Source organism: Vagococcus penaei, from assembly GCF_001998885.1.
GTDB lineage: Bacteria > Bacillota > Bacilli > Lactobacillales > Vagococcaceae > Vagococcus > Vagococcus penaei.
Genome location: NZ_CP019609.1, coordinates 1,808,045 through 1,831,317, shown reverse-complemented (window position 1 = coordinate 1,831,317; position 23,273 = coordinate 1,808,045). Strand labels below are relative to the sequence as shown.

Annotated in this window: 16 protein-coding genes, 1 tRNA gene and 2 pseudogenes; 1 reads left to right on the top strand and 18 read right to left on the bottom strand. The window is 34.2% G+C overall.

Going from position 1 to position 23,273, the window contains the following annotated elements:
- Positions 1-20: 20 nt before the first annotated feature.
- The 14 genes and pseudogenes from BW732_RS08660 to BW732_RS08595 form a co-directional block, all read right to left on the bottom strand.
- Positions 21-854: a two-component system regulatory protein YycI gene (locus tag BW732_RS08660; protein WP_077276374.1), complete on the bottom strand. Its 834-nt coding sequence runs from the start codon at positions 852-854 to the stop codon at positions 21-23.
- On the bottom strand, positions 854-2,155 hold the full coding sequence (locus BW732_RS08655; protein WP_077276373.1) for a YycH family regulatory protein: 1,302 nt from the start codon (positions 2,153-2,155) through the stop codon (positions 854-856). The genes BW732_RS08660 and BW732_RS08655 overlap by 1 nt, the downstream gene beginning before the upstream one ends.
- Entirely contained in the window at positions 2,152-3,975 is a 1,824-nt protein-coding gene (gene walK / locus BW732_RS08650) for a cell wall metabolism sensor histidine kinase WalK (RefSeq protein WP_077276372.1), read from the bottom strand. Before walK ends, BW732_RS08655 begins: the two co-directional genes overlap by 4 nt.
- Before the next feature lie 13 nt (positions 3,976-3,988).
- On the bottom strand, positions 3,989-4,693 hold the full coding sequence (gene yycF / locus BW732_RS08645; protein ID WP_077276371.1) for a response regulator YycF: 705 nt from the start codon (positions 4,691-4,693) through the stop codon (positions 3,989-3,991).
- Positions 4,694-5,178: 485 nt separating this feature from the next.
- Positions 5,179-6,141 carry a LacI family DNA-binding transcriptional regulator gene (locus BW732_RS08640; protein WP_077276370.1) on the bottom strand — a complete coding sequence of 321 codons (963 nt, stop codon included), beginning with the start codon at positions 6,139-6,141 and terminating at the stop codon, positions 5,179-5,181.
- Entirely contained in the window at positions 6,142-9,462 is a 3,321-nt protein-coding gene (locus BW732_RS08635; RefSeq protein WP_077276369.1) for a GH36-type glycosyl hydrolase domain-containing protein, read from the bottom strand.
- A 12-nt stretch (positions 9,463-9,474) separates the two neighbouring features.
- Positions 9,475-11,625 (bottom strand): glycoside hydrolase family 3 N-terminal domain-containing protein, encoded by a 2,151-nt coding sequence (locus tag BW732_RS08630; RefSeq protein WP_077276368.1) that lies wholly within the window; start codon positions 11,623-11,625, stop codon positions 9,475-9,477.
- 21 nt (positions 11,626-11,646) lie between these two features.
- Complete coding sequence (locus tag BW732_RS08625) at positions 11,647-12,414, bottom strand: endonuclease/exonuclease/phosphatase family protein (RefSeq protein ID WP_228414929.1); 768 nt, start codon at positions 12,412-12,414, stop codon at positions 11,647-11,649.
- On the bottom strand, positions 12,386-13,315 hold the full coding sequence (locus BW732_RS08620) for an acetylxylan esterase (RefSeq protein ID WP_077276367.1): 930 nt from the start codon (positions 13,313-13,315) through the stop codon (positions 12,386-12,388). The genes BW732_RS08625 and BW732_RS08620 overlap by 29 nt, the downstream gene beginning before the upstream one ends.
- Before the next feature lie 7 nt (positions 13,316-13,322).
- A complete protein-coding gene (locus tag BW732_RS08615) occupies positions 13,323-13,769 on the bottom strand; it encodes a hypothetical protein (protein WP_126844127.1) in 447 nt (148 codons plus the stop codon).
- Between the two features lie 178 nt (positions 13,770-13,947).
- Positions 13,948-15,554 (bottom strand): annotated as a pseudogene (locus tag BW732_RS08610) (type 2 periplasmic-binding domain-containing protein).
- Positions 15,555-15,579: 25 nt separating this feature from the next.
- Positions 15,580-16,455, bottom strand: a complete 876-nt coding sequence (locus BW732_RS08605) for a carbohydrate ABC transporter permease (protein ID WP_077276365.1) — start codon at positions 16,453-16,455, stop codon at positions 15,580-15,582.
- Between the two features lie 19 nt (positions 16,456-16,474).
- Positions 16,475-17,341 (bottom strand): ABC transporter permease, encoded by an 867-nt coding sequence (locus tag BW732_RS08600; RefSeq protein ID WP_077276897.1) that lies wholly within the window; start codon positions 17,339-17,341, stop codon positions 16,475-16,477.
- Positions 17,342-18,293: 952 nt separating this feature from the next.
- Positions 18,294-19,235, bottom strand: a complete 942-nt coding sequence (locus BW732_RS08595; RefSeq protein WP_077276364.1) for a Rossmann-fold NAD(P)-binding domain-containing protein — start codon at positions 19,233-19,235, stop codon at positions 18,294-18,296.
- Positions 19,236-19,680: 445 nt separating this feature from the next.
- Here BW732_RS08595 and BW732_RS11855 point away from each other — a divergent pair, with 445 nt between their 5' ends.
- Positions 19,681-19,752, top strand: coding sequence for a hypothetical protein (locus tag BW732_RS11855; protein ID WP_472579307.1), 72 nt, complete (start codon positions 19,681-19,683; stop codon positions 19,750-19,752).
- Between the two features lie 236 nt (positions 19,753-19,988).
- Here the strand turns inward: BW732_RS11855 and BW732_RS08590 are convergent.
- The 4 genes and pseudogenes from BW732_RS08590 to feoB all read right to left on the bottom strand — a co-directional run.
- Positions 19,989-20,061, bottom strand: a tRNA-Lys gene (locus BW732_RS08590).
- Between the two features lie 46 nt (positions 20,062-20,107).
- Positions 20,108-20,284: a hypothetical protein gene (locus tag BW732_RS11430; RefSeq protein WP_161485544.1), complete on the bottom strand. Its 177-nt coding sequence runs from the start codon at positions 20,282-20,284 to the stop codon at positions 20,108-20,110.
- A gap of 86 nt (positions 20,285-20,370) precedes the next feature.
- Positions 20,371-20,661: a hypothetical protein gene (locus BW732_RS08585; protein WP_077276363.1), complete on the bottom strand. Its 291-nt coding sequence runs from the start codon at positions 20,659-20,661 to the stop codon at positions 20,371-20,373.
- 492 nt (positions 20,662-21,153) lie between these two features.
- Positions 21,154-23,273: pseudogene (gene feoB, locus BW732_RS08580) on the bottom strand (ferrous iron transport protein B); the annotation flags it as partial.

Sequence of the window (23,273 nt, the reverse complement as noted above, 5' to 3'; positions counted from 1 at the left end):
TCCTTCTCATAACTAACCACTTAATTTTTAACTTCAGACACATTTGACGTAATAATGGCACTTGTAAAAGCATTTACACGTTCAATTTGCGAATTATTTTTATTATTATTAACTTCTATAAACCATGTTGGGATATAGATACCCTTTTCTCGAACCGTAAAAATTTTAGAATAACCCAATTGAATGCGGCTAATTTTAGAATTAACTGGCAAACGATTATTTGTATACAAACTAATAACCGCATCTCGCTCAGAAATTAACGATTGTTTTTCCCGTAGTGGTTCAATATCGGATGATAACATATTTTGGTCATAACTTTCAACAAAAGTTATTCCTGCTTGACTTTGATCGACTGTCACGCTAAGAATCGATGTATCATCTAAGAAGGGAATTCCTTCCCATTCTTGCGTAAAGACAAATTTATTTTTGTCTTTACTCCGTGACTGATCAAATACATATGCCTTACCATTAATGACATTTTCAGGATTGAGAATAAAGTGTTCTAAACTATTTACATCCACTTTTTCTAATATATTGACTTCACTATTACTCATAAATGTGCTGTGTAAAACAGAATTAGTAATTGCCCACTCTTGATTCTTTAGTTGTTTTCTTGCTTGTTCTGCTAAATTAACGTCGCTAGCAGCTAGATAATAACCTTCCTTAATTTCTTCAGATAGATTAGTTGGCGCCGTAATTTCATCTTGTTTCAATCGTTCTTCGATATGCTCAGAGATTGTCCCAGCCGTTAGTGGTTGATTAGGTATTCGGGTTTCTTGATAAGTATAAAACAAAAAAATATTCATCAAGAAAAAAACAACTAAAAAGATTCCTTCAACACGCTTAAAATCCATTAGTCATCTCTCCCTTCTCTAAACGGTTCTTTAGCTTGTAACAATCTTTTCACTTGCTCACTTGATTGCCACTCTCCATCATATTTCAAATACCACTTAGGCACTAAATCGACCACTTGTCTAGTATCTGAATTTGATTGCCATTCGTAGCCAATTTGAATGTCCTTAATTTTCCCCTTGTCTATACCTAAAGATTCCAACTCATCAATCATTTGTTGAGTTGGTGGCAAACTAACCGTCTCCTCTGAAGGAATAGGTATTTGAATGGTCTCTTGATTGGTTGCAATATGTACATTTTTTTGATTTTGAACCGTAATATCTAGAGTTCCTTTAAAATCTTCTCCAAAAACCGGAAATCCTTCAACATAATTACGATAAGTTATATCGCTTCCTGTATTATCAAAATAACGGATTGTGCCTAGTGTACTACCCAAATTTTCAACATAGCGAAATGTATTAGAATATAAATCATTTGACGTATTTTGTAGCTTGCCAAAATAATTAACTTCACCATTTCTTGATTGAATAGTCAACGATTCACCTTCACCATTTGATAAATTGACATCGTCTCCGCCTTCACTTGAAAACAAATCTTCTGATTGATAGAAAAAAGCTTTCGAAAAAGTCGTAAATGATTGGGTAGCTACTATGTAACTATAAGTTTTTAGTTTTGACTCTTTGGTTAAATAATAAACATCAGCTAAATTATTTTTTGTCATTTCCACGTCATAATAATTGGTTTGTTTATCATCCAGTAATTTATCAAATTTACTTAAATCACCATCAATAGTAAATGCAGCAAGCATTTCTTTATTACGATTAGCAAAATATAACTTATGATTATCTAAATCAATAACAATACGACTAAATTTTAAGTGATCAACATTTGTTGATTCTCGTACATCTAGCTGATAATTTTCTAAATAAAATCCAATTGGTAGCTCTGTCGGGAAACTTAAGTCAATATTTCGAAAAGGTGTCGCTATTAATTGATTAATCTCTGTCCGATTTAGTGAATGACCATCTTTAAACCCTAACTGAGTTAACTCTTGCTGAATATTGCTAATTAGCGACTCACGATTAGTATACATAGTGACTGTCTTATCTTTTCGATAAAAAAGCTTAGTTGGCACGTAAACATCTGTCACTTTTTTCTTTTGAATAATATCATTTGCCTTATGATTGGCGTCCTCTAATCTATGATTGGAAGGTTTTGTCCAAATTTTCCATGATAACACCAAACTTAGTAAAATCATGAAAATTAGACTAACTTTAATCAATTTATCTCCAACTGATTTCATTCCCAAAGGTCCTCCTCATAAGGTTCATAGGGTAATGAGATGAAAAAGGTTGAGCCTTTGCCCTCTTCACTTTCAGCCCAGATACTACCACCATGCGCCTGTACTGATTCACGTGAAATTGCCAAGCCTAAACCAGAACCACCCATCGCACGTGATCGTGCTTTATCTACACGATAAAAACGGTCAAAAACTCGACCTAAATTCTGTTTGGGGATTCCTAGTCCTTCATCCGAAATACTCACGATGACATTTTTATGAGTTTCCAAGAGACGACATGTAATCATGCCACCATCTGGAGAATACTTGATTGCATTATTCAAGATATTATCCAAGACTTGAATCATCCGATCTGTATCAATTTCTACCCATATTGTTCGTTTAGTAAATTCACGTTTAATACTATAATTATTATCATTATCTTTAACTACCATATCAAAACGGTCTAGTACATAATTAAATAATTCATTCAAATTGACTAATTCTTTTTTCAATTCGACTTTGTTATTATCCATCCGCGAAAGTTGCAGCAAATCATTAATCATACGAATCATTCGACTGGTTTCTTCCTGTGTCACTTTTAAAAACTGTGGTGCGATTTCGGGATCTTGCCAAGCACCATCTGAAAGAGCTTCTAAATAGCTACGCATACTTGTTAGAGGTGTCCGCAATTCGTGTGAAACATTCGATACAAATTGACGTCGTTCTTCCTCATCACGTTGTTTTTCAGTTACATCATGCAGCACACACACTAATCCACTGATAAAACCAGATTCACGACGAATCATTGAAAATTCTGCTTGGACTAAAAGCGTTTGATCAGTAGATGTAGTCAAATCAATCAAAATACTTTCTTGTTGCTCAAGTAATGTTCGAAAAGTATAACTTTCATCTAATTTTAAAATGTCTAAAATTGACATTCCAAGCGCTTCTTCGTTAGTTAAATCCAATAACTCAAGTGCTGTTTCATTAATTAAGATTAGATGCCCCCTGCGATCAGTTCCGATAACGCCATCTGTCATATGTGACAACACGCTATCCAAACGTCGCCGTTCGGCTTCAGTAATTTCTTGTGCTTCTTCAATTCTAGCGGACAATTCATTAAAGGTTTCACCCAACTGACCAAGTTCATCTTTTCCATAAACTTCAACTTTATGTGAATAGTCTCCATTTGCAATTCGTTCCGCTTGTTGCTTCATCTCTCCAATTGGTTTGGTGATAGTCCTAGCAACTAACAAAGCAATGATTAAGGAAAAGACGAGTGCAATCATCGACGCATAGAAAAAGATTAATGCGATATCATTGACTTGCTGATACTTACTTTCAATATCACTTTTGACATAAATAAAACCAATCACTGCATCACCAGTTGGCGAATAAATCTGTTGGATATTAACCAATACTCGGCGACCAGTGTCTGGATCTGTTTGTTCCTCTTTACGTTGCGAAAAAGTATTAAACAATTCAAAATCATTTTTCTTTCCAACATCATCTTGTAAATTAGGGTCACTCGTCACAATCACGACGCCTTTATCATCAACCAGACGCGCTTCTAAAATATCGCTTTTAGAAAATTCAGCTAACGTTCGTTTCAATGTTGAGTCCTTATTATCTTCTTGATATTTCATTAATTCACCGCTAATGTTCGTCGCTAATGTCTCAACTTGAGAGGTAATATTTTCTTCAAAAGTCTTTGTCGTTGTCGCCTCTAACTCACGAATAAAAATTGCACCAATAATTTCAACTGAAATCATCAACAGCAAAACAAAAACTAGTGCAATTTTAAAATGAACAGAAGCAAAAAAGCGAATTCTTTTGTTCATAGATGACTTACTCCTAATCTTGTTCAGGATTTCTTAAATAATAACCGACACCACGACGTGTCACTAACCATGTTGGATGACTAGGATTATCTTCAATTTTTTCACGTAATCGACGTACCGTTACATCAACCGTCCGAACGTCACCAAAATAATCATACCCCCAAACAGTTTGTAATAAGTGCTCACGCGTCATTACTTGTCCAATGTGTTTAGCCAAATAATGCAATAACTCGAACTCACGATGTGTTAATTCAATGGTTTCACCCCGTTTTGAGACAATATAAGCATCTGGGTGAATTGTTAACGCACCAACACTTAATTCATTGGTTTCTTCTTCTTCTGGTTTTTGCTTTGGTTGTCCTTGTCGGCGTAAGTTAGCCTTAACCCGTGCAACGAGTTCACGGTTTGAAAACGGCTTTGTCACATAATCATCGGCACCTAATTCTAATCCTAATACTTTATCTATTTCAGAATCTTTTGCTGTCACCATAATGATTGGCATATCATAATTTTTTCGAACTTCACGACAAACTTCTAGGCCATCTTTTTTAGGTAACATTAAATCAAGTAAAATCAAGTCTGGTTCCACTTCTGTTACCATTTCAACAGCTTCTTCACCGTCAAATGCTGTATAAACCTCATATCCTTCTTTTGTTAAATTAAACTTAACAATATCTGAGATTGGTTTTTCGTCGTCAACAACTAATATTTTTTTCATGTTGGCTGTCCTCCTATTGTTCACTCTTATCATTTGATAAGTATCCCTTCTATTATACATTATTTTTCTATCTTAAAACACTATTTACCAAATCCCTACTTACTATTACTTAGTTTACTGTCATTTACTCTTTTTTTTGCGTATCGATAAGCAAAAAATGAAAACGCTACACAAGCTTATTTTATCCACATTTTTATTAATAAACAAAAAAATATTTTATTTTTCTATATCTTTTTATTGTTATTTTAAGTAATTTAATTTATTATAATAGTATAAGTTATTAATTTAATTTATTCGGCTATTCTGTAGATACCTGTTTAGTTTCCCCTTCCCTTACATAACTTTATCTTGTATCTACAAATAAGTAGGGACTCGTCTCTACTTTTTTATCCAACAATATTACAATAAACTAACGTTTTATGGTAATATATTGCCTAAAAAACATTCTAAAGTTTGAGCAATTTTGCTAAACTTTAGAATGTTTTTTATTCTGGAAAAGATTCTCCGCTGATATAACTCGTATAGATGAGACTATTTGTGATACTTTCACCATTAATTAGTTGCATTAGTTTTTCAACGCTTAACATACCCCAACGTTTTTTTGAAAATCCAATGGTCGCAATTGTTGGTGATACAATAGTACTGTAATCAGCATTATCAAATCCAATGATATTGACGTCACGACCAATAACTAAATCTGTCCCTTTAAAAAAGTCATACATTCCAATAACCATCTCATCATTGAAGGAAAAAATTGAAATAGGATATACTTCCGTCGTTCGATAAATTTTTTCAGCAATCCGATTGCCCGATTGAGCATTAAAATCACCAATATAAATCTGATAGTCAATACCATAGCGAACTAGTTCTTTTTCAGCAGCTTCTAAGCGCTTACGACTATCATAAGAATTCTCAGGTCCCGTTACTAAGTAGGTTGCTTTAGCTGGTTTTTCGACAAGTTTTTCAATAGCTAAAGTCGCTCCCCCCATATTATCCAGTAGCACATGACCTAAATTATCACCTGATACTTCACGGTCAAGCGTCACTAACTTGTAACCTGCTTTACCGTATTTCTCAATCTCAGCTGTATCAAATGTCCAATCTAGAATAATCACACCATCTACCATTCGTTCAGGAATAAATAAATGTGACCGTTTACCACTACAAACAATCATCTCATAGTCATACGATTCTAAACCGTACTTAATACCATCTAATAATTCACCATAAAAACTACCAGAGTAATCAGCTAGATAAACACCAATAATTTTCGTTTCACGGCGTTTTAAAGCTTTGGCAGCCATATTTGGTACATAGTTCATCTCTTTTGCAATTTTTTCAATTCGCTGTCGTGTTTCTTCCGTTACCTTATCACTTCCATTTAATGCATAAGACACCGTTGAAATTGATACCCCTGCCTCTTTTGCAATATCTCTGATACCAACCATTTACATCTCTCCAATAAATATTTCGATTTCGTTTTCTCCTTCTTTTGTCCATTGATTAAACTGTTCTTTTGATACAACTAAACCGGCCTGACGATACTGATTACTGTTATGTTTTGTTTCTACCAGTTTACCATTAATTAATAGTTTATGGACAGTATTAGTTAAATGATAACGAATATTTAATTTCCGCTTACCCAATTGATACGTTAATAATAATCCATCCAGTTCTGAAGGTAGCACTGGATCAAAAATCATTGACTCATAGTCCTCACGGATTCCTAAAACTTGACTTATTAGTTGGTGTAAATAAATACCTGGGCCACTAGAGTAAATACGCCAACCACCTTTGACTTCGATTTCACCTGTTTTTAATTGATTAAATTGATTTTGAGCATCATAACGTGTATTAAACGCACCATCTGAACTACTAAAATACGCATTCGCTTGTCTTAAACTTGCATGTTCAATTAATTCAGTCAAGCCGATTGGATTAATCTTCTCTAAGTTTGACCAAGTTTCTTCTGTCTTACCAATTTTAGCCATAGCCTCAACGTAACGAATATGCGCATGAATATAAGCTAGACCTACTTCACGACCAAGATTCGCTGCTTGTTCAGCTCGTTTAAAATTACGACTAACACCACCTGCATAATGTGCTGGTTGATCCATTAAACGTGTTGCATCTGGAAACGTTAAATGTGTCTGAATTAAATCATAATGTTTAACAACTTCTTCTGGGCTAATCAATTCTGCAATCATACTTCGTGTCATCGGTAATAAACGATAGTTGATACCTGTTCGCTGATCGTTAGGATGAACAATTGCTTCGTATGTTTGATTACCATTATCTAAAATAAATCCTGAAATAACGCCATCCTGAATCATGTATTGATGAAAATCATGTTTGATTCCTTGAGCTATTTCATTCATACGCTGAGAAATATCTTGAGCATAGTCAACCATAATCTGTGAAAAATTCCGTAATGTTTGATAGGTTAAAGCAACTGTCCAGCTACTTGCCATATTTTTCTTCAACGTTTGGTCAGCAGGTTGTAACGTGTCGTCCCAATCGCCATCACCATAACTAGATAAATAAGTTCCCGGTAAGAAATGGCTTGTTAGATAACTAATTTGTTTTTCAATATGTTCTAGTAAACTTTCTTTTTCAGCGCTTTGTTTCCCCGTTTGTCGATTTGCATAGGGTAGTAATTCCTCTAAAACACTGTAGTCTTTCGTCATATGTAAATAGTCACTAATAACTTTTAATGGCCAGACAATAATATCTCCATGACTCTCAGCTGCTTTGATTTCTTCATAACGATCAAACATAAACCACTGTGGCCAATTACCATCATCTTCAAATTGATGCGCATATAGCGTTAATAAAATTGAGCGTACGACTTCCGGTTTTTCCATTGCAAAGAAATACTCAACCGGCCCTTGACACACATCTCTAGTCCCCCAAGCAGCACCACCATATTGCTCTAAGCCATGAGGTGATAAATAATGAACTAACATATTATGGGTGTACCACTTAACCAAACTATTCACTTTATCCACTTTAGCTTGATTGATATGCTCTAAATGAAAATGATTCGATAAATTGGCAATATAAGTATCATATGACTGACTTGCCTCACTTAATGACACATGATCTTCTTCAAACGGTTCAGCAGAAAGCGTCCCATTAATCGTTAACTCGACTGTATCTGTCTCAGTAAAACCGAGGCCAATCAAATTATCCGTATCTGTCACACCAAAAAAATCTTCCATTGAAACTAAATAAAACGGTGTTTTTAATTTAATGTCATATCTTAATCCAGGATATTTATTGTAACTAGCAGCCTGTTCAGTCGGCTCAAAACTAATCAATGGACCATTTTTCATCATTTTGACACTATCAGTGTGCTCGATATCATTCATTACAACATCAAAGGTTGTTACCCAATCATAGTGCACTTTATTATGACTTGTCACAGTAAATTTGAGCATTCGCGAATTAGGTGTCGTATAACTAGTTACACTGATTAAATCATCTGATAATTGGTAATACCAAGTCGCAAAATTGAATCCCATTTTAAAAGCAGAAGGCATACCTAATAGTTGCCACTCATTATGACGCTTAATATACAACCGTTGACCCGATTTTTTCAAACAATTTAATGGATTGCGACTATTACTAATAAATTTATTCATTGTCGTATTGCCATAGACAATTTGTGCATTAAATAGACCATTCATGTAAACTGTCGATGCAAGAACAGGACGGTCAATCGTTTCTTCTTCTCCACTCAAAATAATGTGACCATGAGAACGTTCCATCAAGATTTCTTTCGCCTTTAAAACGATGTGATAATCTTGAGCATCAAAGAAAGATAATAGCTTACCTGCTTTAATTTCTTCTAATTTACGCTTTGGAAATAAGGTTTCTATCTCACTATCCGTTAATTCTCGACCTGATAATAATTCAATATGTGTTGAACCGGGTCGACTTAAAGTTTGAGTTGTACCGGCTGATGATAACATGACATGTTCAAAATCTTGCATCAGTTCTCTTTCAGTCTTGATAGGATCCGTTACTGCTTCTGGATGATTAGTGATATAACTTCCATAGAATATAACTGACTGGCTATCTTCGGACAAGCTTAGTTTGGTTGATTGTAGGCCAATATAAGCCATCTCGTATTGATAAACTACATTAGGTAGATTACTTTCTTTTTCTATTTGAAGACGTCCGTCCTCACGATATTCACGTCCAAAAAATTGATAACCATCCGTTACAAAACCAATTGTTTTCGTTAGACTACCTTGCTGTACCATTGGAAAACAGCCAGCTTCTTGTTCCATATTTTGTCTTGAACAAACAGTGTAGCCAGTTTCTGTCTGATAAACAGAGTGGTCAATGTATTGTGAATTATAGGCTTCATTGGTTAAAACAATTGATTTAGCTGCTAAGCCTAAATCTTGTCCATAGATTACATCCACTTGTTTATCAGTTCCCATTAAATCAATCGTAAAGAACCAATTATCGTGTTCTGATAAACGAAAAGTCACTTGATAAAAAATATCGTCAATTTGTCCTGACCAACAGACTTTTGATTCATAAAACTCACACGTACTAGTTGAATTTTTACCAAGTAATGGATATGTTTTAAATGAATCATCTTGATAGACACGTAAATAAAGATTATTTATACTACCATCTATTTCCGTTCCAATATATTGATTGATTAAAATCGGTTCGGCTAAAATTTCTTTAATATCTCCATATGGTAAAAAAGAGATGGTTACATTTTTACCTGTATAATTAATTGTCTTCATGCTCACCCTCCGTTACTCAATAAAGAATGCTTCCGTTAAGATTAAATCACGACTATTCGGCCCAACCATCACATGGCATTCACCAGCTTCAATGCCCCATGTTAAATCAGGATGTACATAAGATAATTGACTGATTGGTAATGCTATTGTCACTGATTTTGTTTCACCACCAACTAACTCAACTTGTGCGAAACCTTTTAATTCTTTTAATGGTCGTGATGTGATACCAACTAAGTCGCGAACATATAATTGAACAGTCTCAATAACTGGGCGTTCAGAATGGTTAGTCACAGTCACAGTTACTTCTAATGTATCGTCTGCTTTAAGTGTTTGGTGAGATAACTCTAGTGCGTCATAAGTAACGTTGCTATAACTCAAGCCAAAACCAAATGGATATTTTGCATAGTTTGACACATCTAAATATTTCGATACATATTTTTCAGTTGGATTTAATTCATAAGGACGTCCCGTATTTTCCGTATTGTAATAAACAGGAACTTGACCGACAGAATGCGGGAAGGACATACTTAGGCGCCCACTTGGGTTAACGTCACCATATAAGACATTTGCAATTGCTGATCCACCTTCTGTTCCAGGGAACCAAGCTTGTAAAATAGCATCAGCATCAGCAATATCCGTTAAGTCTAATGGTCGACCACTGATAATCACTACGACAACTTGCTTCGCCACATCTTTAACAGCTTTATATAAAGCAATTTGACTTGCTGGTAATTTAATATCACTACGACTAGCTGCCTCTCCGCTCATCCAATCAGCTTCACCAAGTGCTAAAACGACTACATCATTTGCTTTAGCAAGCATTAATGCATCTTCTATACTTTCAGGACTATTATCAAACAAATCATAATCACCTGTTGAAACAGTAACTTGATTACTTTTAGCTAACAAACCCTGCGCAATTGTTACGACCTCATCTTGTTTACCTTGCCAAGACCATGCACCCATCAAATCACCTGTTTTCGCCTTAGGACCAATCAAAGCTACTTTTGTTGATTTATCAACAGGTAAAGCGTTTTTATTCTCTAACAATACAATTGATTTTTCAGCAATTTTCTGGGCTGATTCACGGTGCTCATCTGATAAAATTAATCGTTTTTCGTCTTCAACATTTGCCCCACGGTGTGGATTTTCAAAAAGACCTAAATCATTTTTTAACTCTAAAATTCTAAGAACGGCTTCATCTAATAACTCCATATAGTGTGAATCTTCTTCAATTAATGTCAACAAATGTTTGTCATAACAAGTAGTCATCATTTCGATATCTACTCCAGCTTCGATTGCCAAACGAGCCGCCTCTTTTTCATCTGGAGCTACTCCGTGATTAACCAGCTCATAGATAGCACCCCAGTCAGAAATTACTGGCCCTGTAAATTTAAACTCATCACGTAAAATTTGACGGAATAATTTTTTATTACCAGTTGCAGGAACACCCTCAACAGTATTAAATGCCGTCATAACTATTTTTGCTCCAGCATCAATCGCTGCTTGATAACTTGGCAAGTATTTTTCTCGTAAAGTTGTTTCTGAAACGTCAACTGTATTATAATCACGTCCACCAATAGCACCACCATAAGCCGCAAAGTGCTTCACACAAGCAGCTACTTTTTGTGTATCAGCAATTAAATCATCACCTTGATAACCTTGAACCATTGCTTTTGCATACTCACTATTTAAATAAGGGTCTTCACCAGTTGATTCTAAGACACGTCCCCAGCGTGGATCACGTACTAAATCAAGCATTGGTGAAAAGGTTAAATGTAATCCAGAGACAGCTGATTCAACTGCTGATATAGAAGCCATTTCATTCACTGCCGCTATATCCCATGTACAACCAAGTGCTAAAGGAATTGGAAAAATTGTCCGGAAACCATGAATAATATCAGCCATAAACAAAGTTGGAATATGGTGTGGATTATTTTCAATATATTCCTTTTGAATATCAATCGTTTTTTGGGCACCGGACACCCCTAAAATAGTCCCAGCATTTTTAATTGTTTGTTCTGTAATGTCTAAGTTCTCCATTGGACCAGTACGATCCTCGGCATCATCTGTATAGAAATCAGCAGACAATTGTAATAATTGATCTACTTTTTCTTTTGGTGTCATTTTAGCTAAAATTGCCTGTAAATTTTCTTGTTTCATTATAGTCGTCTCCCCTAAACTTTATAATTTAATTTTTGCTACTACTGGAAAATGATCCGACGGAAAACGTCGATCACACGAATCAGTCAATGTTGCATATGTTAGACAATCAATGTTTTTTAATAAAATAAAATCAATTTGTTCTAACTCCTGCCAGGCTATCTCATAATTAAATCCCTGGAATGTTCCTTTTGGTCCGTAACGTCTTTGGTCTCCTACTTCTGGAGGATAAGTGAAACGTTTTTTTAACTCATCATGTAATGCCTCATCAAGTTCTCCATTAAAGTCACCTAATAAAATGGTCGGATACTTGTCAATTTTTTTTGCTAATTGTGTTAACAAGACAGAAACTCCAGCTTTTCGAGCAGTTGATGACACATGGTCTAAGTGTGTGTTAATGACCAGAAAAGTTTTCTGACTCTCACGGTGATATAATAGCCCCCAAACTGCTAGGCGTCGACAGCCCGCCTCTGGGTGAATCGATGGTCTGTCCGGTGTATCAGATAACCAAAAATGACCAGTTTCAATCTGTTCAAAAATAGCTTGCTGATAATAAATAGCCAAACCTTCACCTAAACCATCACCATCTCGTTCAGCATAAATCGCATGATAATTAGCAAGTTGGCTATCTTGGTATTGATTTGGTAATAGTTCTTGTAATCCTAGGATATCCCATTGGTAATAGTTAAGGACATCACTAACATATGGTTGGCGATAATTCCATGACCATCTACCATCTTCTTCAGTATCAACCCGAACATTATACGTTGCTATTCTCAGTTCCGTCATGTAAGTCACCTCCTAGTATCCTTTCACACATCATTAAAATTTTTGTTAAATGAATTTGACCTCCACCACCATGACCAGTTTCTGGATAACAAATTAGTTCTTTCGGAGCTGTGATTGCACCATAGGTCGGATAAAAATCTTCTTTTGGACAAATTGGGTCAGCCACTCCAACAGAAACTAGAATTGGTGTTGTTAAATATTGAGCCACAAACTGTGTATCAAAGTAGTTGAGTGTTTCCAAGACGTTGTTCAAAAGCATTGGATTCTTTTCAATAAATTGCTTAATTTCTCGATACGAACCCGTTCCTGTTACCACTCGATTTTCTATATTAGAATGACTTGGTACATTCGCAAAAGTATAACGAATTGGATGTGGGGTTAGACTCGCTACGAAAACAGCTAACCCACCACCCTGACTCGTTCCATGAATAAAAACAGCTTGTTGATCGACTTGTGGCAAACTAAACGCCACATCAACTAAACGTAAAGCATCCCAATACAGACGCCGAAGATAAAAATCATCTGGTGTCGTGCATCCTCTAGCGAGTAATTGTCTTTCTTGTGTTGTAACATAAGCCATGATATCAGGTGTCATACCACCTTGCCCTCGCATATCAATTGCTAATACGCCAATGCCTAGGTCTATCCACGACTGATACTCCATTGGATTTTGTAACTGTGTCATATAACCCAAATAGTCAATTACTAGTGGATACGTTTCTTGATTGGCTGGTATTATCAGCCAACCAGTAATTTTTACTTGTCCAAGACTAGTATAGGTCACTTGATACGTAGTTAGTCTCTCATCAGATAAACTTGTTTGCTCAACTAATGTGATTTCTAAAGGCAAACGTTTTGAAATCTGTAACTGTTGTTGCCAATAGTCATACAACTGTGTCATTCAGTCGCTACCTCCTCATTAAGCTTAACTGCGCATAAACGATTAGTGAGATTCCCATAAAAAATAGAAAAATCAATGACACTTTAAAACTCAGATAACCAACTACTAATGGAACAATAAAGATAGCAATTGCGAGAGCTATCTTTGTTGTCACAAAACCAATTGTTTGGTATAACGCTGGTATTAAGGCTTGGTTTTCCAATGAATAAATCAATGGAAAACTACTCAAAATCAGTAAAACAAAGGAGAACACAATCATAAGTAAAGTTGCTAAAAACGGTAAGTACATTAAACTTAGATAAATAATGCTCATAGGTATCGCTAATCCAATCACTTCAACACCCAGTAAAATCAATCCCCGCATAATATTTTGCTTAAAGTTACGTGCATATACCGTTACAACCGACAACATTTCATCTTGACGTAACTCTTGAACCGTCTTAATTAAACTCATTAGTCCAATACCTGCTGTCACTATTGGGATAACCGAAAGGATAAAAAGTAGATTCAATATCATCAAATTAGCTAATTTAGAAAAAATTCTAAAGTACCAGCCATCAATGGCAAAAACTTTTCTCATAGGTTTGTGTTTGGAAAATTATTTTCCATTCTCCTTTCTATCAGTATTTAATCTAGTCAAGTTTTAATTTCTTTTTATTCTCATTCATTTTTTCAGTTTTTGCTTTATACACATTCTCACTATCATTTTTCTTATTGAAATCAACGAATTCTTGGTATACTTTTTCAAAATCATCAGATGATTTTGCACGAACGAGTGAAATAACTGTTGTATTGAATTTTGTTTCCATCGCTTTTTCAGAACGTGCTTCTTTAGTTCCTGCATCTGGAGAAACTTTTTCAACGATAAAGTGTGGCTTCAATTTACCTTTACCCCACTCTTGCATTTGACTAATTGAGATAGTTTCAGGGACTTTTAATTTGTTCATACGATCATGGTTAAAGTAATTAAATGCACTTAAACCATATGTTGTACGATATTTTTCAGGATCATTTTTTTCTAATTCTTTTACTTCTGGTAAAATTTCGATTAGTTTATCGTCATTATACTTAAATGTTTCCCCTTCAATACCAAATTTAGTTAAAATTTGACCTTCTTCACTAATTAAATAAGTAAATAATTGTGTCACTTTAGCAGGATCTTTAGCATTTTTTGTTACATAGTTAATTAACCAACCAGATAAACCAGTTTGATTCAAACCAATACTACGTCCAGACGTACTAGCTGGGCCGTCAATTGCGATATATTTCGATTGACCTTTATTTTCAAATTCTTGGAATTGACCAACTAAACCACTGATACCACGTGAAAAGACAACTGCATAATTACCTTTTTTAATTTTTTCATCAAATGTTGGGCCATCATCGGTAAAACTATCATCTGTAATATTGCCATCTTGATAAACAGTATTAATTGCTTGTAACCATTCTTTGTATTCTGGATCTAAGTTACGATCATTGTATGATCCAGATTCTGTTTCTAAAGGAACTCCTAAGAAATCTTGTAAAACAGAAGCGAAAGGTCCACCATCTTCACCTATTGGTGTAAATCCAAAAGGTACCATATCTGGAAATTCTTTTTTGATATCACTCATTACTTTAACAAACTCTTTTGGTGTCGCAACTGAAGGTTTACCTAATTTTTCATACACATCTTCACGAATAACAAATGCATCATTGATTGGGACAACGTTATTTTCATAATCTTCAGCAGTATTTGAGTAGTTAGGGTAACCATACGTTTTACCATTATCTAATGAGAACCAATTAAATGTATCTTGATTCACTGTTTCAAGTAAATATGGATCATAATTTTTTCCTAAATCATTCAATGGAAGTGCCCAAGTATCAGCTTTTAAAGCTGCTGGACTTGCTTTATCCATTAAAGTTACGATGTCCGGTAAATCACCACTAGAAATCAAAGCATTCAATTTAGCATCGTCTCCTGATACAAACTTAACATCAATATTCAAATCCTCTTTGATTTTCTTTGTGGTTGCATCTGTTCCAAATGGAATTGTTGTCCAATCTGCATTGATATACCATGTAATTTCGGTCATTTCTTTTTTCTTATCTAATTTCCAAGCAGGTGTTTTAGCGTCTAATTCATAACGATCTTTAATACTAAAATCTTTTGCTTCCTCTTTTTTTCTTTTCCTCCACATGCAGCTAAAGTAACTGCGAGTGATGCAGTTAACAAACCTAAAACGATCTTTTTCATATTATTAATCACCTTTCTTTTTATATTATTCTTTTACGGCTCCCGCCATCATGCCACCAATAAAATGTTTCTGTAACAATGGATAAATAATCAAAATTGGCAATGTAGTAATCACAATTGTTGCCAACTGTACACCACGCGTTGTGGCTTCAAACACAACATCGGTACTTCCGCTATTCATGGCGCTCATATTTGATTGAACGACAATTTCATATATTTTCATTTGAAGCGGATACAATTTTTCATTCGTAATATATAATTTCGTAGTCATAAAGTCATTCCACTGACTCACGCCATTAAATAATAAAATTGTTGCCAATGCTGGTTTGGATAAAGGTAAATATATCTTTCTAAAAATCATAAATTCTGAAGCACCATCAATTTTTGCAGATTCTTCAAGTGATACTGGCACATCACGGAAGAAATTCATTAAGATAATAACATCATAATAACTAAACAGGGCCGGAATAATATATACCCAGAAAGAATCTAATAAGCCCAGTGATCGAATCAGTAAGTAAGTTGGAATCATCCCACCACTAAAATACATTGTAATGACACCCATAGTTGCATAGATACTCCGACCAGCAAGGTGACGCTTACTCAAAGCATAGGCTACCATCGCACAAAATGCGACATGAGTAAATGCTCCGATAACTGTTTTCAAAACGGAAATCATTAATGCTCTTGGGATACTATCATCTGCTAAAACCTTCCGATAATTCTCTAACGTAAAGTTTTTCGGTATTAATACTAATCCAGAACTACCTAATCCAGAATCGCCACTGACAGAGGAAACAAGAATATTCCAAATTGGGACAACAATAATTAACGCAAATGTGACGAGTAAAACTGTGTTGATAATACTGAATACGCGATTTTCATTTTTTCTTTTATGCATAGACATTCACCTCCATTATTTAAAAGATTACAGATTGTCCATTATTCATTTTCTTCGTAATTTTATTTGTCACTAAAACTAAAATGATTGAAATAACTGATACACCTAGACCAACGGCTGTTGCGTAAGAGAAATCTCCTTGTGTAATCCCCATCTTATACACAAATGAGTTGATTACTTCGGAACGATTTTGGTTTTGCGCATTCATTAAGACTAACGTTTGATCTAAATTCGACCCTAAAATACCACTAACAGCTAAAATTAAATTTAATGAAATAATTGGTGTTAGTAATGGTATGGTAATTTTTCTAATTTGTGTTAATTTAGTTGCACCATCCATACGTGCTGCTTCATAATAACTAGCATCAATCTTAGACATTCCGGCTAGATACAAAATGGTTCCCCAACCGACCTCTTTCCACAAATCTGAGAAGACTGCTATCCACCAATATTTATCCGCTTCCAATAGATAATTGACTCCATTATCCATCAGACCAACAGACATTAAAATTTGATTAATAAAGCCTGATGTTGATAGCCAACTAATTAACATTCCTCCTAAAACAATCCAAGAGAAAAAGTGAGGAATGTAAGAAATGGTTTGAATTGTCTTTTTTAAACGACCATCTTTCATCTCAAAAATCATAACTGCTAAAATAATCGGTAAAAAGAACCCAAGCGCTAATTTTAATAAACTAATTGCTAAAGTATTTCTTACAGCTTCCCAAAAAAATGTGTCTTCAAAAATAATTCTAAAGTTTTCTAGACCAACCCAATCAGCTGAAGAAATACTATCGACAACTGTATAATTTTTAAAAGCAATGATAATACCGTATATCGGAATATAATTAAAAACAATCATGAATGCAATTCCAGGAATAATCATCCATTGCAGTTGCCATTGTGATAAAAAACGATCTATCTTTGACTTAATCAAAGTAAAGCCCTCCTTTCATTTTACCGGTGAAACGTTTCGACAAACAAATGATATCACACTAAAAAAACGTTTACAATAAGCATATTTGTAAAAAAACAAATAAATATAATAGAAACGGTTCGATAAGGACTCATAATCGTTAATTTCCACTGTTTTTTTTCAGCACATTTAAAATTAAATAATTTAAATTTTATGTTGTTTAAATATTAGTAAAAATACTCAGATATTAATGTCTCTATATTTAAATATGTCGTATATTCTTTAAATTCCAAAACAATTCGTTAGTCAAATATGTCATTACAAATCTTCTCAGAAAATTTCAGTGCGATAGCCTACTTATACCAAATGAATTTTTTTGTGCCTTTAATCATTAACAAAGTATTTTAAACTACTAGTTGCCTATTTTAGCTGAATTATAATAACAAAAATAAAAGCTAACACATGAGTAAACTTTTATATATTATCAACGTAATATACCTGACCAGTTATTCATATATAAAATAAAAGGAGATGTATACATGTTAAACAATCATAATCACGACTATAAATTTGCTATAACAATGTTTTTTGTTGGATTAATAACATTTTTTTTAGGATTATTCTTAGAAAATCCAAATGAATTAATCTCAACGGTATTATTTTTAATTCTGTTTTAAGTACCGGATATCATATTATTATTGAAGGCATATATTTATTGTTCAACTAAGTGTAACCTATCCATTACAATTCATTCGTCTTGGAATCCTAGTTTAGATATTTATACAGTTAATAACTTATATCACAATACTCTGTAAGTATAAAAAACTACACCCTAAAAATAGGATGTAGTTAATCACGTATTCAAAAATTTTTTTTGCCACAAGCAAAAATATATTCAATTTACTACTTGTAATTTTGAAAATTATGTCTCAATTAAATCTAAAAACATTTCAATTTTTGGGGCATATATATACTTACTGAATTTTTCACTAATAACCTCGCTAACGTTTCTATAAACTAATGTAGGAGTATTAGAAACAGCGTAAAAATAATGTTTATTTATAGAATCATATCTTATTGGATTATCAATTGTAGTGAAATCTGTATCTTCTATAGTATTACCAACGTCTGCAGCTACATCAATAATCAAGCAACCTTCTTTAATTTTTTTTCGTTCCTTTTTAGTAACAATAGCCACCCCTTCACTGCCAACATCTATTCCATTAATTATAATATCGAATTTTTCTATTTGCTCTTTAAATTCAGGTATTGTTTTTCTATAAAACATTCTTACGTTATCAGAAAATTTGGATATCGCATGAAATGATCCCTGAGAAACATTTCCAGAACCTAGCACCGCTATTTTTTCTTCATGAGTCGGAAACAATCCGTAACTTATTAAAGCATGAATTGTACCAGCATAACCAGCATAAAAACTGTTTTGATAAATAAAATCTGTTGGGATCCATTTTGGTAGATATTCTTTTCCATCATAAAATACTTTAGGTCTTTTATTATCTAAATCAACAACAACTAATTTTTTCGGAATAGCCTGATTTATCATAAAAGACTTTCCTGACCCCTTAGGATGTGTCCAACCTATAATAATTTGATTGTTTCGAATGTATTCATAATCACTTGGTTGTATTAACTTTAAAGAAAATATAGCTTTACACGTAAAAAATATCTCGCTTCTTTCTAATATCGTAACTCCTTTTTTTCTATATTCCTCATCCGATATATTTAAGCTGTCACCAAAACCTGTTTCAATAAAAATATCATTCTTAAAATCTTTAATGTGTTTTGGAAGCAATGATACTCTTTGCTCATTTGGAAAACTGGATTTAATAAAACCTAGTTTCATAATATTTTCCTCTCTGTGCGATATTCCAATTAGTGACGTAGCATCTATTGCAAGTATACGCTTTATTACTCACCATTACCACAAACGGCAACATACCTAATACGAATAGCAGTTGCATCAGCTATTCACTAAAAGGATAGGAAGATTGTTCACTGCCTTTGAGCTAACATGAATAATAAGCACCTCTACCTTTCACCTATCACTTTGAGTGGTAATAACTGCAGACAAACGACTTCTAAGCTATTTAAAATAATATGAGGGAGTAAATACCTGTAGCGAGTATTTCTTAGTCTATAAGAAAATCGATATTTTTGGTGTCGTTCTAAACAACCATATAATAGGAAAAAGTAAAATTGATCTCGCTAAAAAAGCCACTAATCAAAGTGAGCTTCTAATTATTCTTCTTAATATTTAATGTCCTTTTCAATTTCACCCTTTTGATTCCTTGTTTGAATTACAGTATGAGTTAATCAATTATACCAACTGGTGGAATAAATTTAGAAAACATGGAAATTAGGCTACCAATCTCCGATTAATTATCGTTTGGACTGGGAATTGAAGCAGGCTATTTAGTAGGATATAGTATAACCATCCAAAAAAAATAAAGACTTTATAATTTTTATATAGAAAAGTGTTGGCAATTCACTTCTAAAATTTACATCAGCACTTTTTTTCATTTAATCTTAAAATAACAAAAAAATGCTGATAGATAGACACCGTATAAACGTCTATATATCAACATTTCTTTTTTCATGGGTTGTGTGGGGTTCGAACCCGCGACCCACGGATTAAGAGTCCGTTGCTCTACCAACTGAGCTAACAACCCCGATAGCACTATTATAACACTCGCTATTTTATTTTTCAATAATTTTTTAACTAGTTTTTAAAAGGCTATCGGTTGCTATTTCTTGTTGTCGAAAGTGTTCTACAAACATATAAAGTTTCTCAATATCAGATAGATTATCAGTATCAATAGCCAATTCATCTGCTAAGGCAAATAATTGATTTTCTTTAGTTAATTCTAGCTTAGTTGCTACAACATCAAGCATTAATTTACATAAAGTTGGTAGTGAATCGGCTAAAACAACGCCTTGTGGTAACTGGCCTGACTCGTAAACATATAAGAAAAATGACGTTAAGACCGACTCAACGCAATTAAAAAATAATTTGGTGCAGATATATTTTCCGGAAAACGTGTCACTAAAACATCTTGTAAAGCAATTGTTTCCCATTCAACTACATTTTGAAAATGATAATCAAACATATACTCAGCAAATTTAGCAATAATATCCTCAGAAAATTGTTGTTCGCAATAACCTAATTGTTTAAATGCTACACTTTTTTGAAAGTTACCAATTAATTTTAGTGTTGTCTTTTCCATTGATTGGTATTGATTTTGACTATCATTGAAATAATTAGTTGTCATAATAATCTCTCCCTGTATCGCTAAAATGTCTAAGTTGTTGCTCTAACCTGAATGAAGTGGTTAAAGCAACAACTTAGCAAATACTACTATTGTCGAGGTGTCATCCCCTTCCCCTACTTTAAGCATACTCATTTTTTCGCCGTTGAATTAATCAATTATGTCCGTGAAAACGACAAAAAACAACAAAAACAACAAAAACAACAAAAATTTGTCAATATCATCCGATAGCTATTAGCAATGGTCTAGTCAGATAATCCATTAAATTATAATGTGATTTTTGTTGTCTATTCAATTTTTGGAACGATAAAAGTTCAATATTTATAAGTGTTTTTTATTAATTGGACAATCTGTAACTGAGCAGTCGCAACTTGATTTCTTTTTAATACCGTATCGATAAACAACTAAAATTACTAACGAAAAAATAACAACCGATATAATAATAGTACTCATACTTTCTTCCTCTTTTCTAGTAAAGTTTAATCCCTGGTAAATCTTTGATGGCTTTTTTTGTGGCAAAATTAACCAGCCTATCAATCCAATTAATAAAGTTATAGCGATACCAGTCCCTAAACTAAAACTATGATAGCCCAGTAAAACACTCGCTAATTGATACACTAAAAAACTAACTAAATAAGCTAATCCACATTGATAACTAATCGCCAAAGTTGTCCAACGCCAATCTGACATCTCACGTCTAATCGCACCAACAGCAGCAAAACACGGTGCACAGAGTAAATTAAACAGTAAAAATGAGTAGCCAGCGACTGGTGTTAAACTGGTGCTAAATAGTGGCCAGAACTCTTTACCTGTCTCAGATATTTCAGGTAAATGTGCATACAAAATACCAAACGTACCCACAACATTTTCTTTAGCAATCAATCCAGTTAATGTTGCTACTGTCGCTTGCCAATTTCCCCAACCCAGTGGAACAAATAATGGTGCTAATCCTTTCCCTAAAAGGGCCAGTAAACTTTGATCTGTTGTTACCATTTTAAATTGCCAATTAAATGATGATAAGAACCAAATAAAAACTGAACAGGCAAAAATAATCGTACCAGCCTTTTTGACAAATGATTTTGAACGTTCGATAGTTTGACGAAAACTATTTTTTAATCTCGGCCAATGGTAATTTGGAAGCTCCATAATAAATGGCGCTGGTTCACCACTAAATAAAGCCGTTTTTTTCAAAAGAATTCCTGATAATACAATTGCACCAATACCAAAAAAATAGGCAGACGGAGCAACCCACGAGCTGCGTGGAAAAAAGCCCCTGAAATCAAACCAATAATCGGTAACTTAGCAGAGCATGGCATGAATGTCGTTGTCATAATCGTCATTCGCCGGTCTTTTTCATTTTCAATCGTTCGACTAGCCATAATACCTGGTACCCCACATCCAGTTGCTACAAGCATTGGAATAAATGATTTACCCGATAAACCAAATCGGCGAAACAAACGGTCCATCACAAATGCGATACGACTCATGTAACCACAGTCTTCTAAAAAAGATAAACATAAAAACAATACCATTAACTGTGGGACAAAACCTAACACAGCACCGACACCAGCCAAAATACCATCTAAAATCAAGGATTGTAACCATGGGGCTACTTGCCATGTGGCTAACCAATAACTGGTTATGTGAGGTATATATTCTCCGAATAGTCGTTCATTAACCCAATCAGTCCCCAAAGCTCCTACTGTCTGAATTGCAAGATAATAGACAAACCACATAACGATAGCAAAAATGGGTAATGCTAGCCATTTATTGGTTACCACGCGATCAATCTTATCGCTCATCGTCTGTGTCGCAGTTGGCGAATGTTGTAAACACATTGCTGTCACATCATCAATGAATTCGTAACGTGCATTGACAATAATACTCTCACTATCATCATCAAATACCTTTTCTGAAATTGTAATAATTTCTGCAATTTCTTGCTGAATGTCTGGGGGTAATTCAAGCACCTCCATCACTTGTGTGTCTTTTTCAAATAATTTAATACTGTACCAACGTAGTTGATAAGCTGACACATAAGGTTCGATTAACTGACTAATCTCATCTAAAGCGACTTCCAGACGGTCGTCATAAGTCGGATAATTAACGATGGGACTAAATCCACTACGACGTTTACTAATTATATGCGTCAATTCCTGTAATCCTTGATTTTTCGTGACACTAATTGGAATTGTTTGGACGCCCAATAAATAGCCTAGTTGATTGTCATTTAGTAGAGTCCCTTGTTTTTTCACAACATCCATCATATTTAAGACAACAATAACAGGATGCCCCGTTTCAAGTAACTGTAACGTTAAATACAAGTTACGCTCTAAATTGCTCGCGTCAACAATATTTAAAACAGCATCAGGTATATCCTGGATGAGATAATCCCTAGCCACGACTTCCTCTGGTGAATATGGTGACATTGAATAGATACCTGGTAAATCTTGTAAGACAATATTATCCGTCCCCTTAATTATTCCCGTTTTACGTTCAACTGTCACACCTGGCCAGTTACCAACAGAGTGATTTGAGCCAGTCAATTCATTGAATAAACTGGTCTTGCCACAATTGGGATTACCAACTAAAGCTAGCGATACCTCGTGCGTCAT

Bases quoted from the DNA above. Each gene is read 5' to 3' on its own strand.
- BW732_RS08655 (WP_077276373.1), bottom strand. From the start codon at position 2,155: ATGAAATCAGTTGGAGATAAATTGATTAAAGTTAGTCTAATTTTCATG.
- BW732_RS08640 (WP_077276370.1), bottom strand. From the start codon at position 6,141: ATGGTTGGTATCAGAGATATTGCAAAAGAGGCAGGGGTATCAATTTCA.
- BW732_RS11430 (WP_161485544.1), bottom strand. From the start codon at position 20,284: ATGCTTGATGTTGTAGCAACTAAGCTAGAATTAACTAAAGAAAATCAA.
- yycF (WP_077276371.1), bottom strand. From the start codon at position 4,693: ATGAAAAAAATATTAGTTGTTGACGACGAAAAACCAATCTCAGATATT.
- BW732_RS08595 (WP_077276364.1), bottom strand. From the start codon at position 19,235: ATGAAACTAGGTTTTATTAAATCCAGTTTTCCAAATGAGCAAAGAGTA.
- BW732_RS08600 (WP_077276897.1), bottom strand. From the start codon at position 17,341: ATGATTATTCCTGGAATTGCATTCATGATTGTTTTTAATTATATTCCG.
- BW732_RS08635 (WP_077276369.1), bottom strand. From the start codon at position 9,462: ATGAAGACAATTAATTATACAGGTAAAAATGTAACCATCTCTTTTTTA.
- BW732_RS08660 (WP_077276374.1), bottom strand. From the start codon at position 854: ATGGATTTTAAGCGTGTTGAAGGAATCTTTTTAGTTGTTTTTTTCTTG.
- BW732_RS08605 (WP_077276365.1), bottom strand. From the start codon at position 16,455: ATGCATAAAAGAAAAAATGAAAATCGCGTATTCAGTATTATCAACACA.
- walK (WP_077276372.1), bottom strand. From the start codon at position 3,975: ATGAACAAAAGAATTCGCTTTTTTGCTTCTGTTCATTTTAAAATTGCA.
- BW732_RS08615 (WP_126844127.1), bottom strand. From the start codon at position 13,769: ATGAGTTTAATTAAGACGGTTCAAGAGTTACGTCAAGATGAAATGTTG.
- BW732_RS08630 (WP_077276368.1), bottom strand. From the start codon at position 11,625: ATGAAACAAGAAAATTTACAGGCAATTTTAGCTAAAATGACACCAAAA.
- BW732_RS08620 (WP_077276367.1), bottom strand. From the start codon at position 13,315: ATGACACAGTTGTATGACTATTGGCAACAACAGTTACAGATTTCAAAA.
- BW732_RS08585 (WP_077276363.1), bottom strand. From the start codon at position 20,661: ATGACAACTAATTATTTCAATGATAGTCAAAATCAATACCAATCAATG.
- BW732_RS08625 (WP_228414929.1), bottom strand. From the start codon at position 12,414: ATGACGGAACTGAGAATAGCAACGTATAATGTTCGGGTTGATACTGAA.